The following is a 13,928-nucleotide window of genomic DNA, read 5'->3' as shown; positions in this document are numbered from 1 at the left end:
CGGGACGATGACGGAGCCGATGGGGATGCGTGCCAGTCCCCCAAGGAGACCGGCATGATCCGTCACGACATCAGGCTCTCGATCCGATCGAAGAGGCTGCCGGCAGTCTGTCCGGTACAGAGCAGGACGGGCGGCATGGATGGCCGAGCAGCGCGGCTGCGGCTGATCACCGCCCACTATATGAAATTCGTGGATCGTCCTTCCGATCGCTCCGTTCTCCCGACTATCTGGTGCGGAGGACGGCGGTGACCGTGGACCGTCCCGCTCCATTCTGGTCGCAGACGGCGGAGCAGCTGTTCCGGCTGCTCGATTCTGGGCCCCTGGGGCTCAGCAGCGCCGAGGCCTCGGCGCGGCTCGGACGCTTCGGCTATAATCAGATCGAGGCCGAGCGCCGTCGCCACTTCCTGGTCGATCTTGCACGCAGGCTCCTTAACCCTCTCGTCGCGATCCTGCTCGTCGCGGCGGCCGTGGCGGGCGTTACTGGCGATATTGCTAGCTTCGCCATCATTCTGGTCGTCGTGCTGCTCTCTTGTACGCTTGATATGGTGCAGGAACGTCGTGCGGAAGCAACCGCCGAGGCGCTGAGGCGATCCATCGCGCTGCGTGCCGACGTGGTCCGGGACGCGGCCCCGTCCAGCGTGGACATAAGGGAGCTGGTTCCTGGAGACATTGTCAATCTTTCCGCCGGCGATCTCGTGCCCGCCGATGGTATCGTGCTGATGTCGCGGGCCGCCCAAGTCAATGAGGCACTGCTGACCGGCGAGCCTTATCCGGTCGAAAAGGGCCCCGGGGCCAGCGCGCAACCGGACGTGGCTGCTGCGCGTAACGCGCTGTTTCACGGCAGCGCGGTGATCGCGGGCAGTCTGCAAATGCTGGTCGTCAAGACCGGGTCGCAGACTCGATTCGGCATGATCGCCGCCTCTCTAGCCGCGCGTCAGCCGCCCACGGCATTCGAGCGCGGCATTCATCGTCTCGGCATTTTGATAGTGCGGCTGACCCTTTTCCTCATCCTCTTCGTTCTGCTCGCGCATCTAGCGCTGGGACGTCCGCCGCTCGAGTCCTTCCTGTTCGCCATTGCACTCGCGGTGGGCCTTACACCCGAGCTCCTGCCGATGATCGTCACCGTCGCGCTGGCCCGCGGCGCCCAGCGCATGGCGCACGCACGCGTGATCGTGAAGCGCCTGTCGGCCATCCATGATCTCGGGCAGATGGACATATTCTGTACCGACAAGACCGGCACCCTTACCGAGGCGCGCATCGCGCTGATCGGCCATATCGGCACAGATGGTCGCGACTCCAGCCGGGTCATCGAGCTTGCCGTTGCGAATGCACGCTTCGAGAGCGGCCTGAAAAGCCCGCTCGACGACGCGATCTTGATGCACGCGGGCAAGGAATGCGAGTCCGGCTGGATCAAGTTGGACGAACGCCCCTTCGACTTCGAACGGCGGCGTGTCTCCGTACTGCTCGAACACAGCGGCAGCCGCATCGAGATCGTCAAGGGTGCGCCCGAGGCGATCCTTAGCCTGTGCACGCAGCTGGAGACACCGGACGGAACATGCATAGCGATGGATGGCGCCGCCCGTCAGCATCTGCAGCGGATGCATGACGCGCGTGCGGCTGAGGGGCTGCGCTTGCTCGCTGTCGCCTGGAAAGCGGCAGCTGGCAGGGAGCGGATCGAAACGGATGACGATAGCACGCTAATATTCGTCGGTTTCTGCGTGTTCGTCGATCCCCCTAAACATAGTGCGCGAGGGGCGATCGCGCAGCTAGAAGCCGCTGGTGTGCGCGTGAAGATCGTCTCGGGCGATGCTCCGCAGGTGGTCGACCATCTCGTTACGGCTTTGGGGCTGTCCCTGTCCGGCCTGTTGACCGGAGACGAGATCGATGAGCTCGATGAAGCCGTGCTAGCTGCACGGGTCGAAAGCATCGACCTGTTCGCGCGGGTCACGCCGGATCAGAAGCTTCGGATCGTTCGTGCGCTTCAGCTGCGTGGACATACTGTCGGCTTCATCGGAGACGGCATCAACGATGCTCCGGCGATCCGCGCAGCCGATGTGGGACTTTCGGTGGATGGAGCAACGGACGTGGCTCGCGAAGCTGCCGACATGATCCTGCTGGATCAGGATCTCGAAGTTGTTTCAGATGGTATTGCGGAAGGGCGGAGGACCTATGCGAACATCATGAAATATATCCGCATGGGGACGAGTTCCAACTTCGGCAACATGCTCAGCATGGCTTTCGCGTCGCTTTTCCTTCCGTTTCTGCCGCTCACAGCCATCCAGGTGCTGCTCAACAACCTGCTTTATGACCTATCGCAGCTTGGCATCCCTTTCGACGACGCCGATCAGGCCGATGTCGTGCGCCCCTGCAATTGGGACATGAAGGCGCTCGTGCGCTTCACGGCTACCATGGGTCCTTGGTCGTCGCTTTTCGATCTCGCCACCTTCGGATTGCTGCTCGGCATCTTTCATGTCGGCATTGAGGAGTTTCGCGCGTCCTGGTTCATCGAATCGATGGCAACCCAGGTGCTCGTCGTCTTCGTTATCCGGACGTCGAGGCCGATTTGGCTCAGCCGACCTCATGTTCTGCTTACCCTGTCGGCGCTTGGAGGCCTGGCCGTGGCCATTCTGCTGCCTTTCCTTTCATTTTCCGCCGTTCTCGGATTCGTCCCGATAAGCCCGTCCGTGGCTGGTGCGATCGGCGGACTTGTTCTCATCTATCTGGCGGGTGCCGAAATGCTGAAGCGACGGGCGCTCAGGCCCTCGGCGTGAAGCAAGCAGGCGACATAATGGCGATCCGGTCCCTGATGGAAGAGAATCGCAACCTTAGGGGCGCGGGCAGCTGCCCTTCATGACTTTCCCGTGTCGTGCCGCGCGATCGCGCGTAGCCGAAATTCAAGCGGCCGCACAAAGCCATTTGGATTGTGTGCCGGCAGTGTCCCGGCCCAACTCCGCCGCCGGCTGGTCTGCGTCAGTCGTGCTTCTTTGAAGCTCGAGCCGCGTCCCCGACCCTTGATTTGCCAACGGTAGCGAGAGCGCAACGACCGTTCCACGTCCCTCAGCGCTTCGAACGTGGAAGGAGCCGCCAGCATCGGCGAGCCTGCGGCGCACGCTGGCGAGTCCGGTGCCATGCACGCCACATCGATCCTCGCCCGTCCTGGCGAAATCCAGTTCAACGGCACCCATACCGCGACCATTGTCCGCCAATATCAGCCAGACGCTCGGACCCGTACAACGCACATGCACGACGATTCGTCCCCGTCGTGACAACGCCGCCGCGGCGTTGGTGATGAGCTCGAGCAGCATTCCATCGAACGCAATCGGATCAAGGCTGACCGGCATGGCTTCCAGGGCGACATCCAGGACCAAGTCGGCACGCTCGCCGATCCTGGCACGGAGCATCGGCTCAAGCTGCTCGATGCGGCGGCCGACGTCGAAGACCGCCTCGGTTTTGACGGGGTGCATAGCCTCCAGCAACCGAGACGTCAGTATTGTCCCCCGTTTGGCAGCCTGTTCGATCGCTGCGAGCAGCTTGCGCCGCCTGTCGGTCGACTCCTCTTCCTCGAGCAGGTTGCGCGCCGACATGACGATGGCAAACAGGTTACGGATATCGTGGATCGTCTCGCGGTTGACGTATCCGGAGGCGGTTTGGCCCGCCGGCATTGAATCGGTCCGCATCGATTCCTCCTCGCTCATGCGAGGTAGTGGAGCAGAGCGCGGTGCTTCCCAATCCGGGATGTCACTTAGGCGTTTCAATGGATGACAAGGATCGTTACCGGAGCGTGCCTTCATCCCGTGGCTTGTAATCGCGTTCCGCCGGCTAGTGAATTCGACCGTTTGACACCTCGTCGATCGATCGAACCACCTTCGACGATCGCCACTATGTCTATGATCATCGCAGATGCTCGCTGTCTCCGACAGGCGGAAGCGATATCCGATGCTTTGTTCTCGCGCGCTGCGTAGCGACTTCCGCTGCTGGTCTCGCGCCGGCTAGGTACTCTTCCTAATGGAGGGGGCGCTAGTAGCGGCATAGCCTGCGCGACTGTCCGTAGGAGACCATCATGCAAGCAATGGAACATCCTGCATTTGACAATCCGGCACCGCACTGGTCGGCAGCGTGGCAAGAGTTGTGGATGCTGCCGATCATATTGGGGACATGCTGGTGGGATCTGGTTGTCGAGGCGCTGTGGCCGCATTTGAAGGCGGTAAGTGTACGGCATGAAGATCATGATCAGCTCTGCATACCCATGCCAATTGCTGAGGAGACCGAGCAGGGCCTGTTTGCCTGATACCGTGGACGTTATCTGATGATGTGGGAGATCGATGATGAATGATGTTCCAAACGCGCCCAAGACGGTACCGGCGCGAACCGCAAGCTTCGACACATCTGCGCCACTTGCGTGGATTCGCAACGAGATCGATCGGCTCTTCGAAGACTTTGGGCGACCAGCGCGCAGCGCCTTCAATTTCTCTCCGCGGATTGCGGCCCCGGTACCGGCAATTGAGTTTGCTGAGGATAAGGGCGCCTATCGGTTGACCGCGGAACTGCCCGGTCTTACCGACAAGGACGTGGAAATCGAAGTCGCCGACGGAGTTCTGACACTTTCTGGCGAAAAGAAGGAAGAAGAAGAGCGCAAGAAGGATGGATATTTGCTCAGTGAGCGTAGCTATGGTGCATTCAAGCGGCAGATAACGCTTCCAACGGATGTCAATCCGGATGGAATCACTGCTGCATTCAAGGATGGCATACTTATCGTCACTCTCGCCAAGGACGAAAAGGCCGCCGCAAGGACACGCAAAATCAGTATCGCACATTGAGGCTGTAGCTGGCCCCGCTTCGCCTCCTCAAAGGAAGGCAGCGGGGCCACGCTATATGGTGAGGGACAGGAACATGGCGAGGAAGATCATTGAACATTTGGCCTTCTTCATAGGCGCCGCGGCGCTTGCCGCCGTCATCATCGTCGATATATTACGCTCGCCCGGCACCTGGGTCACGCTCAACGTGCTGATGCAGGCATGGGCAAACCGTTGATGGGCTCTAACGGGTAGCGCAATGATGAGAAGCGATACCGTTGCCTGCGTTTCGGCGCTCGACAGGTGGCTCGGTCAATAGTGATTTGACGCGGCCTTTCAGAGGCTGCGGACGACGCGAAACGGGAGCCGTTCTCCATTGGTTTCGGTCACCGTCACATAATTTCCAACCGCGAGTGGATGATCTTCGAGATGAAACACCGTCTCGTCGTCCGCGTCGCCAGGTGCGTAGGAAAATGCCCAGCCTGCCTTCCGGCGGATGATCGCGCCGCGTTGTGTCGCCTGATGGGGCCAGATGCGCTGAACCGTAGCCCGTCCTCGTGCCGCTTCGAACGCCTTACGATCGATCACGCCCTGCGCGTCGAGCGGAACGACGAGTTCATAGGCACAATCCCTCGATCCGTCCGGAAATTCACTCGTTCGCGCGAGTTCGAGTCTCACATGCTTCCAATTCATCAGATGTGCCTTTCTGTTCGATTGCGTGGGATTTTGAAGGGCCATCAGTTCGGCAACAGGGCAGCGCCGGATCGAAGGCAGAAGACTGAAAGTGCATCCCTCGTCGGTTGGTTGCTCATAGTTGCAGGCCTCGGCGTCCACCTTTCCGTGCTCGAACTGCCCTGGCGAGCTTCGGGATGCGAACGGACGGTCAAGCTCAGGTCCGCTCGGAAGGGAGAGTGCTTGCCGCGGCAATCAAGGCTTCGCGACATCCTTTCAGGGAAAAATCGGCCATCCCCACGCGGCGGCGGCCGAATGCCACCTCGAAATGGACCTTTGCCGCCCGTTTCATCTCCAGCAGCAGAGGCACGTTGAAGTTGAGGGCCAGCACCGAAATGCCTTCGACCTCGTAGCAGGAGGCGGTAATGGTGAAGCGTCGAGCGTCGACCAGGGCGGTGCCACTATAATCCTTGCCAGCCTCGCACCTCATACGCAGGTCGAGGAAATTCACACAATCCTCTCCGCATACGAAACCGAAGGCGGTGCCCTTTGCTCCAGATGTGCTTGCCTGGGTGAACTCCGGAGTTACGAAGACGGTCCAGTCGCCGAACTGTGCAATCCAGATCGCTTCTGGCGATAGCGCCCGCTCGGTGGCGCCTGGAGCGGCCTTGGCCTGGCCAACCGGCGCCGTCACCATGACGATGAAGGCCGTGATGGCCGCGAGGACGAACCAGCGACCAGGCAGGGACGCTCTGCTCCAAAGCTGCGCTTTCACGATACCGGCTCGATCGGCATGTCGGCGGCGGCATCGATTTTCCTGAACTGACGCGTGATGAAAGGAACCACGCTGTCCGGGTTGAGACTGATGCTGTCTATGTCCTGCGCGACCAGCCAGTCTGCGAAATCGGCGCGGTCGGACGGACCCTGGCCGCACAAGCCGCAGGGCAGGGCATGCCGATGCGCGCCGGCGATGATGTCCGCGATCAAGCGCAGCACGGCAGGATCTTCTTCATCGAAATCGCCGGCCAGAGTGGCGGAGTCCCTGTCGACGCCGAGCGTGAGCTGGGTGAGGTCATTCGAGCCGATCGAAAAGCCGTCGAACAGCTCGGCAAAACCGTCAATCGATAAAGCGTTGCTCGGAATCTCGGCCATAGCATAGATTTTCAAGCCGGCCCGCCCTCGCTCGAGGCCGTTGTCGCGCATAGCGTCAAGCACGTGTCGAGCTTCCTCGAGGCGGCGGCAGAATGGCACCATGACAATCACATTGTCCAAGCCCATAGCCGTGCGGACATGGCCAAGCGCCTGACATTCAAGCGCGAATGCGGGGGCATAGTCCGGATGCACATATCGTGAGGCGCCCCGGAAGCCGATCATAGGATTGCCTTCCGTCGGTTCGAAGACGTCGCCGCCGAGCAGGCAGCGATATTCGTTGGTCTTGAAATCCGACAGGCGGACGATCACAGGGCGCGGGTAGAAGGCAGCCGCGATGACGCCCACCCCTTCGGCAAGCCGGGAGACGAAAAAGTCGGCTCCGTCGCGAAAGCCGGCGATATGGGTCGCTATGCGTTTCCGAAGCAGCGGATCTGTAATCCGCTGAGGTGCGGCCAATGCCATGGGGTGGATGCCGATCGACCGGGTTAGTATGAACTCTATGCGTGCAAGTCCTACCCCGTCGACCGGCAGTGATGCCGTCGCAAAGGCCTTGTCCGGATCGGCGATGTTGACGAGCAGATGGGGACGTGCGGGCGGCTTCGGAATGGCGAAGGACTCGACGTCGAACGCCAGCTGTCCGCGTCGGATCTTGCCTTGCTCGCCTTCGGCGCAGGATATGGTAACCGGATCGCCATCTTGCAGGATCCGGCGTGCATTGGCGACGCCCACGATCGCAGGAATGCCGAGTTCGCGCGCAATGATTGCTGCGTGGCAGGTTCGACCGCCATGTTCCGTAACGATTGCCGCGGCGCGGCGCATAGCCGGCTCCCAATCCGGCGATGTCGTCTCGGCGACCATGACCTCGCCCTTGGCGACAGATGCCAGGGCACTCCTTTCTCTTACGATGCGAACCGGACCCGACGCGATCCGTTCGCCGACAGCCTGACCGGTCGCAAGCACCGGACCCGTCTCGCGCATCGTGTAGCGCAGTCCCTGCGCGGTAGCGCGGCCAGCATGCACCGTTTCGGGGCGTGCCTGAATGATCGCGATCCGGCCCGTCCTGCCGTCCTTCGCCCATTCGATATCCATTGGCGTGTTCGTGCCATAGCGCCGGCTATAGTGTGCCTCGATGCTCATCGCCTGCTCGGTGAGAGCGAGAATCTCGGTATCGCTCAAACACGGGGCCGATGCCTGTGACTGGCGTGGCTTGACGAGGCGGACCCCCGCGCGGGACCGTATCATCCTGACCTGCTTGGCGCCGATACGATGACGTAACACTGCGCGATATCCGAGGTGATATGTCGGCTTATGGACCAGGAACTCGTCGGGATCAGCTATGCCTTGCACGATGGTCTCGCCGAGACCGAGCACGCCTGTGATCATCACGACGTCCCTGCATCCACTTTCCGTATCGAGCGTGAAAATCACGCCCGATGCACCGGCACTGGCATCGACCATGCGTTGCACGCCGACCGAAATTGCAACCTTGTCATGTGCGAAACCCTTGGCGATACGGTAGCTGATCGCGCGTTCGGTGAAGATGGAGGCGAAGCATCTGCGAACCGCCGCAACCAGCTCATGTTCGCCGCGTATGTTCAGATAGCTTTCGTGCAGACCTGCAAAGGACGCGCCGGGTAGATCCTCGAGCGTGGCGCTGCTACGCACGGCGACGGCGAGCGATCGACCTGCACCCAATCGCCTATAGGCAGCGCGAAGATCTTCTTCCAGCCCGTCCGGCCACGTCGCATTCGCCACAAGCTGCCGCAATGCCTCGGCTGCCGACGCAGCGTCCTTGCTCGACCAGTCGGTTGCTTCAAGAATCCCTAAAAGCCGGCCGGCCAGTCCTTGATGGCCGATTACCGCGCGATAGGCGTCGGCAGTGATGGCGAAACCATCCGGTACCCATGCATGTGAGCCGAGCACCCGGTGTAATTCCCCGAGCGACGCGTTCTTGCCTCCAACAGATCCGACATCGTTGAGATCGATCTCGCCGAAGCTCTTGATCCAGCATCCGGACTGCTTGCTCATGGCGCATCTCCTTGACGAAGGCGACAGTAGTTGCGAACGGGAGGGCAAAAATCCGTAGCTTTACGGATAAGCGCCGAAAGATCAGCATAGTCGACAGAGAATGTGAGTCGTGCCGACGATCAGGATCGTACAAGTGGTAGGATTTCCCGTAATGATATGCGGGGTTAATGCCCGACGCAGAGAGGAGCTGTTGGGTTCAGCGAGCCCGCACTACCTTCGACGCTGTTGGCTTGGCCCCGCTGAGAGCGGGTCGGGATTGCATTCGCGTATGCTCAGATTTTGTTGCTCTGACCACCGAGCGAGCGAAGGCGCCATAGGCAACGGCCATTCAGACGCCCTGGGGCGGCCCGAAACCGTCCGATCTTACCGCTTGGCCCGGTCGGCGAGCACCGCCGCGCATATTCCCCTTGCCCGCTTGTCGACGAGGGCGAGATTCTGATCAATGAATTTCTGCTCCAGCCCTTGGACGACTTCTCCGAAGTGAAGATCCTCATAATAGGTCATGCTGAACGCGTGACATAGATAACGGCCGAGCACATTGCGCAATGATTCGAGCTGGTCTTGGTCGTTGAGCCATGACTTGCTGGCGCCCGATGATGTTATGCTCACGAGGCGATGATTCTTCATCAGCCCGACGGAGGTGCGATTGCGCACCTCTTCGACAGTGATTCCAGCGCCGAGCACGCGGTCGATATATCCTTTGAGAATCGCAGGCGGCAGGCCAAACCAGATCGGATAAACCATCACGAACACGTCGCTGCCGCGGATTGCGTCCTGCTCGGCGAGCACGTCCTCGGAGAGAGAAAAGGAACTGGACCCGGGGCGTTCATGCTCCTTCAAGACCGGATCGAATCCCAGGGCATAAAGATCCCGTACGATCGCTTCTTGGCCGCAGTGCCGTACCGCATCGCAATAAGCATCCGCCACAAGCCCGTTGAAACTATCGGGACTTGGATGTGCGAGCACGACGACGTGGCGCGGTCGATAGGAGCAGGGCTGGTTCGACATCATGAGTTCCTTTCGATCCTGCTAGCTCCACTTACGGTCCGACGCTGTCCGTTATTCTACGGACGGACCGCCGCTGCCCATTCACATGTGTGTGTATGCGAATGCCAAGTAGCGATCGGCTATCCGGATTATTCCCAAGCGCGGATCGGCGCATGCGCAGTAAAATGGCATCCCAATCTGGGAGAAGTGCCATGGCCGAAAAGATGCGCGCCACGATTTTCCTCGAACCGGGCAGGCTCGTTTTAGGCGAGAAACCGATACCAGATGTCGGTCCGCTCGATGCGCTCATCCGCATCACACTGACGACGATCTGCGGGACTGACATTCACATATTGAAGGGGGAATATCCCGTTACTTCTGGCCTCACCATCGGGCATGAACCGGTTGGTGTGATCGAGAAGCTCGGTTCGGCGGTGTCGGGTTATCAGGAAGGCCAGCGCGTGATCGCTGGAGCGATCACGCCTTCGGGGTGGTCTAACGCCTCGCTCTCGGGATGCCATTCGCAATGCGGGGCTCACACCGCGCATGGTTGGAAGCCGCTCGGAGGTTGGCGTTTCGGAAACACTATAGACGGCGCCCAAGCGGATTATCTTCTGGTTCCCGACGCCATGGCCAATCTTGCGCCGATACCGGAGGGGCTGAGCGATGAGCAGGTCCTGCTGTGTCCTGACATATTGTCGACAGGTTTCGGCGGCGCTGAGGCAGGCAAGGTCAAGCCGGGCGACAGCGTCGCGATATTCGCCCAGGGCCCGATCGGTCTTTGCGCCACGGCGGGCGCGAGGTTGATGGGCGCCGCCGAGGTCATCGCAGTTGAGTCGATCCCGGCGCGGGCGGAGATCTCCCGGCGTCTCGGTGCCGATCATGTGATCGACTATACCAAGGAGGATCCGGTCGCGGCCATCCAGAAAATCACCGGCGGGCGGGGCGTTGATGTCGCGATCGAGGCGCTTGGCAGGCAGCAGACCTTCGAATGGGCGTTGCGTACATTACGGCCTGGCGGGAGATTGTCGTCGCTTGGCGTCTATTCGGAGGATCTGCGGATTCCCCTCGACGCCTTCGCCGCCGGTCTCGGCGATCATCGCATCGTAACCACCCTGTGTCCGGGCGGCAAGGAACGGATGCGCAGGCTGATGGCGTTGGTGGCATCCGAGCGCGTCGACACATCGATGCTGGTTACCCATCATTTCGCACTCGATGACATCCAGCCGGCTTATGAGCTGTTTGGAGATCAGAGGGATGGCGTCCTCAAGGTCGCGATACGGCCTTGAGCCGATGACGATCCGTTTGCAGGAGTGATCCAATGCCGGCCTGCGATGACGCTGGGCTGACTCGTACCGTCCGCATGGTGTGCCAATAGCGGGCCCTAGCGGCTCCGGAATATTACGGAAGGCGCGAAGCCGGTCGCAGGTGCAACATATAAAAATATCTGGAGGCGGGTGGAAGCCCATGGGCATGGCCAAGCTCTATGAACGTTGGGACGAGCAAGCGGAGGCCGGGCTGGTCGGCATGCTGCGTCCTCATGAAGAGCCGTTGCCGTATCCCCTTGCGGAGAAGTTTGGCGCTGCCTTTGACCGGTTCGCGCATGCAAGGATCGTCTTGCTGGGTGGAGCGCCCCACGGGACGCCGAAATTCTATCGGGCCGGAGCGGCAATCGTACGGAAATGCAGCGTAAAATCGCCGATATTGACGAATGCCGGAGCCATTATGCCGGCTTTGAGAAACCGTGCCCGATCGCCGGCCACTCCGTCATCCTCGTCGCCATTCCCCTCGCGCCGGGCCACATCCTCCACGAACTATCCGCCAAATGCTACGGGATCGGTTGCCTCGCTGCCCCGGAAGCGTTCTATTCGGTGGCGGCTTATTATCTGCGGTTCGAACCGAACAGTGACGCGCAGGTGGCCGAATGTCTGGCCGATGGCCGGTGCCGCGCGAGAAGGCGGAAAATGTCTCAGGACGCTGAAGGGAGGTAGAGATGCTTGTTCCTCACGGTACCCTCATTCTCGCCGTTGATGGCAGTCATATGCAACTGCTGCGCAATCGCGGCCGCGATCATGCGCCAGACCTCGAGACGCTTCGGCACAACTATGCAATTCGTCAGCCGAGCCATCTGATGGAGGCCGATGCCCCTGGCCGTTCGTTCGAGAGCGTGGGAACCGCTCGCCACGCCTATCCAACGCAGGATCTCCATCAACGGCAGATAGACGCTTTCGCGCTCGATGGGCTGCGGGCATTGGAACAGCTTCTCGGTGCTGATGACCGCGCAGTCGTGATTGCTCCTCCCCGCATCCTGGGCCTCCTGCGCTCACAATTCAGCCATAGGCTCCGCGCTTGTCTCATCGCCGAATTGGACAAGGACGTTGCGCAATTCAAGCCGGGAGAAATAGCGAGCTATCTCCATGGATTTGGCAAGTATAATTGAAAATTGATGTAAAAATAACGGGCTCCGATGGAAATCGAGCTTTGCTGCTTGCAGGCTCTGATTATCGATAGCTATCGTAGATTCCCGTATTTCCTATCGCCGTGTGATTGGTTTTCCTTCTCCTGTTGCGCGCGGGCGACGACCTTAACGGCGGCATTATCCGGGACAGCTGTCTTCTTTCGGTCGTCCGTGCATCGCCAAGGAGGATGGATATGCCACCGAAAGAAATGCAGCAGGTCAATTTTTCAACCGCTATGCCAACGGCGGAGCAGGCGGTGGTGGCGTGCATCGACCAAGCGGATCGCGCCACCTGGATCCTTCCCCATGCCTTCGCTCTCGCGCGTGCGTTGCAGGCTCCGCTCACGCTTATGCATGTTCTGGACCCGAGGCCGGCCTATCAGGGGCGGCCAGATCCCGTTGAATGGGACATAAGGCGACATGAGGCCAGACGTCGGCTCGGCAGGCTGAGTGGCGAAACCGGCGAGTCTGCCGCGATGGGCGTGGAACTCGCCGAGGGCGCTCCCGCTGAGCAGATCTGCGGCTACGCCCACGCCAACGGAGACTGCCCGATCGTCCTAGGAACGCGAAGCCAGCAGAATGCCTCATCCACGGGTTTGGGGGGGACCGCCTATAATGTGCTTTTGGGGGCTGCCGGCCCGGTTCTGCTTGTCCCAAAGGATGCGGCGCTCGCAGCACCTGCCTATCATCGAATCCTGGTGCCCCTCGACGGATCCAGTTGGGCGGAGAGCGTCCTTCCGATGGCTACGGTGCTAGCCGGAGCGTGCGACGCCGAACTCATCTTGGTTCATGTCGTACCAACGCCTGAATTCACGGAAATCCGCCCGTTGGAATCCGAAGATCTCGAACTGCGTCAGCGGGTGATCCAGCGCAACGAAGCCACTGCGCACATCTATCTCGAACGAATCCGTTCGAAACTTGCATCAATGCCGTTGCGCGTTCGCGTTATCTCGGTTCGCGGCGAGGATGTGCGTTCCATGCTCGCGATGATCATCCGCGACGAGCAGGCAGATCTCGTCGTGCTGTCGGCCAACGGCCGCGGCAGTAACCGACATGCCGAACTGCGTTTCGGCAGCGTCTCCTCGTATCTCATGTCACACTGTACGGCGCCCATGCTGATCGTTCACCCGGCTGGCTCGCAGCAGCAATATCCCGTGGCGACACCAACTGTGCGTCTGCCCACGGGCTGTCTCGCCTGATCATGGCCGATGCGGAGACAGCGCCGCCGATCGAAGCGGCCGCACTGGAGCTCGCGATACGCCATCGGATTGTCGGCCTGAAGCAAGGGTCGGAACCCCTGGCCTCCTGGACGGGTCTGCCGGCCGCACAAGCGTGGCTTGACCAGGCACGACGCGCCGCCAGCAAGGCCGGGCCACATGCCCGGCCCGCCGCGGAATGGCTCCTCGACAATGATTATCATGTTCGCCGCGCAATTCTTCAGATTATCGAGGATCTGCCGGAGCGTTTCTCCAGGCGGCTGCCGACGCTCGCGGGTCGTGATGATCCGGCAGTTCCTCGAGTGCATCTGTTGGCGCACGGTCTGCTCAAGGCGTCGCATCTCCAGCTCTCGTCGGTCGCGGCCGTCGATTTCATCACGCAGTATCAACGCAGCATGCCGCTCGACATCGCGGAGTTATGGGCGTTTCCGACTATGCTGAGGCTTGCCTGCCTTGAACTGCTGGTACATGCTTTCACCCGCCTCTTCCCCGAGGTGGTGCCCCCCTCACATGATGATTTTTCGGTCAAGGGCCGGTCTGCATTATTGTAGCGGCGCGATCGTCGATGGAATCCAGCTGAGCTATGTCACGAGTACCGACGAAGACACCTCGCCTGTACAA

13 protein-coding genes are annotated in these 13,928 nt (G+C 60.6%); 8 read left to right on the top strand and 5 right to left on the bottom strand.

Annotation, left to right across the window (positions count from 1 at the left end):
* The first annotated feature begins 245 nt into the window (after nucleotides 1-245).
* Nucleotides 246-2,771: a magnesium-translocating P-type ATPase gene (mgtA, locus tag GQY20_RS26355; RefSeq protein WP_232476262.1), complete on the top strand. Its 2,526-nt coding sequence runs from the start codon at nucleotides 246-248 to the stop codon at nucleotides 2,769-2,771.
* Nucleotides 2,772-2,894: 123 nt separating this feature from the next.
* Here mgtA and GQY20_RS26350 read toward each other — a convergent pair whose 3' ends face one another.
* Nucleotides 2,895-3,677: a sensor histidine kinase gene (locus tag GQY20_RS26350; protein ID WP_157220157.1), complete on the bottom strand. Its 783-nt coding sequence runs from the start codon at nucleotides 3,675-3,677 to the stop codon at nucleotides 2,895-2,897.
* A 383-nt stretch (nucleotides 3,678-4,060) separates the two neighbouring features.
* Here GQY20_RS26350 and GQY20_RS26345 point away from each other — a divergent pair, with 383 nt between their 5' ends.
* The 3 genes from GQY20_RS26345 to GQY20_RS26335 all read left to right on the top strand — a co-directional run bounded on the left by GQY20_RS26345 (nucleotide 4,061) and on the right by GQY20_RS26335 (nucleotide 5,031).
* The gene (locus GQY20_RS26345) at nucleotides 4,061-4,288 is read left to right on the top strand and encodes a hypothetical protein (RefSeq protein ID WP_157220156.1); all 228 of its coding nucleotides are present in this window, start codon (nucleotides 4,061-4,063) and stop codon (nucleotides 4,286-4,288) included.
* Between the two features lie 37 nt (nucleotides 4,289-4,325).
* Nucleotides 4,326-4,817 (top strand): Hsp20/alpha crystallin family protein, encoded by a 492-nt coding sequence (locus tag GQY20_RS26340; RefSeq protein ID WP_232476261.1) that lies wholly within the window; start codon nucleotides 4,326-4,328, stop codon nucleotides 4,815-4,817.
* A 73-nt stretch (nucleotides 4,818-4,890) separates the two neighbouring features.
* Nucleotides 4,891-5,031, top strand: coding sequence for a hypothetical protein (locus tag GQY20_RS26335; RefSeq protein WP_157220154.1), 141 nt, complete (start codon nucleotides 4,891-4,893; stop codon nucleotides 5,029-5,031).
* 98 nt (nucleotides 5,032-5,129) lie between these two features.
* Here the strand turns inward: GQY20_RS26335 and GQY20_RS26330 are convergent, their stop codons facing one another.
* From GQY20_RS26330 to GQY20_RS26315, 4 genes are all read right to left on the bottom strand, one after another.
* Complete coding sequence (locus GQY20_RS26330; protein ID WP_232476260.1) at nucleotides 5,130-5,627, bottom strand: hypothetical protein; 498 nt, start codon at nucleotides 5,625-5,627, stop codon at nucleotides 5,130-5,132.
* 55 nt (nucleotides 5,628-5,682) lie between these two features.
* On the bottom strand, nucleotides 5,683-6,240 hold the full coding sequence (locus tag GQY20_RS26325; RefSeq protein WP_157220152.1) for a hypothetical protein: 558 nt from the start codon (nucleotides 6,238-6,240) through the stop codon (nucleotides 5,683-5,685).
* Complete coding sequence (gene ppsA / locus GQY20_RS26320) at nucleotides 6,237-8,645, bottom strand: phosphoenolpyruvate synthase (protein ID WP_157220151.1); 2,409 nt, start codon at nucleotides 8,643-8,645, stop codon at nucleotides 6,237-6,239. The genes GQY20_RS26325 and ppsA overlap by 4 nt, the downstream gene beginning before the upstream one ends.
* A gap of 363 nt (nucleotides 8,646-9,008) precedes the next feature.
* Entirely contained in the window at nucleotides 9,009-9,653 is a 645-nt protein-coding gene (locus GQY20_RS26315; protein ID WP_198351216.1) for an NAD(P)H-dependent oxidoreductase, read from the bottom strand.
* A gap of 191 nt (nucleotides 9,654-9,844) precedes the next feature.
* On the opposite strand from GQY20_RS26315, the gene GQY20_RS26310 reads away from it, so the two are divergent.
* From GQY20_RS26310 to GQY20_RS26295, 4 genes are all read left to right on the top strand, one after another.
* Complete coding sequence (locus tag GQY20_RS26310) at nucleotides 9,845-10,921, top strand: NAD(P)-dependent alcohol dehydrogenase (protein ID WP_157220149.1); 1,077 nt, start codon at nucleotides 9,845-9,847, stop codon at nucleotides 10,919-10,921.
* A gap of 704 nt (nucleotides 10,922-11,625) precedes the next feature.
* Nucleotides 11,626-12,072, top strand: coding sequence for a host attachment protein (locus GQY20_RS26305; protein ID WP_157220148.1), 447 nt, complete (start codon nucleotides 11,626-11,628; stop codon nucleotides 12,070-12,072).
* 212 nt (nucleotides 12,073-12,284) lie between these two features.
* On the top strand, nucleotides 12,285-13,289 hold the full coding sequence (locus GQY20_RS26300; RefSeq protein WP_198351215.1) for a universal stress protein: 1,005 nt from the start codon (nucleotides 12,285-12,287) through the stop codon (nucleotides 13,287-13,289).
* 2 nt (nucleotides 13,290-13,291) lie between these two features.
* A complete protein-coding gene (locus tag GQY20_RS26295) occupies nucleotides 13,292-13,858 on the top strand; it encodes a hypothetical protein (protein ID WP_157220146.1) in 567 nt (188 codons plus the stop codon).
* Nucleotides 13,859-13,928: the final 70 nt, after the last annotated feature.

This window comes from Flavisphingomonas formosensis (assembly GCF_009755815.1).
GTDB classification, from domain to species: domain Bacteria; phylum Pseudomonadota; class Alphaproteobacteria; order Sphingomonadales; family Sphingomonadaceae; genus Flavisphingomonas; species Flavisphingomonas formosensis.
This window is presented reverse-complemented; position numbering and strand designations above follow the sequence as displayed.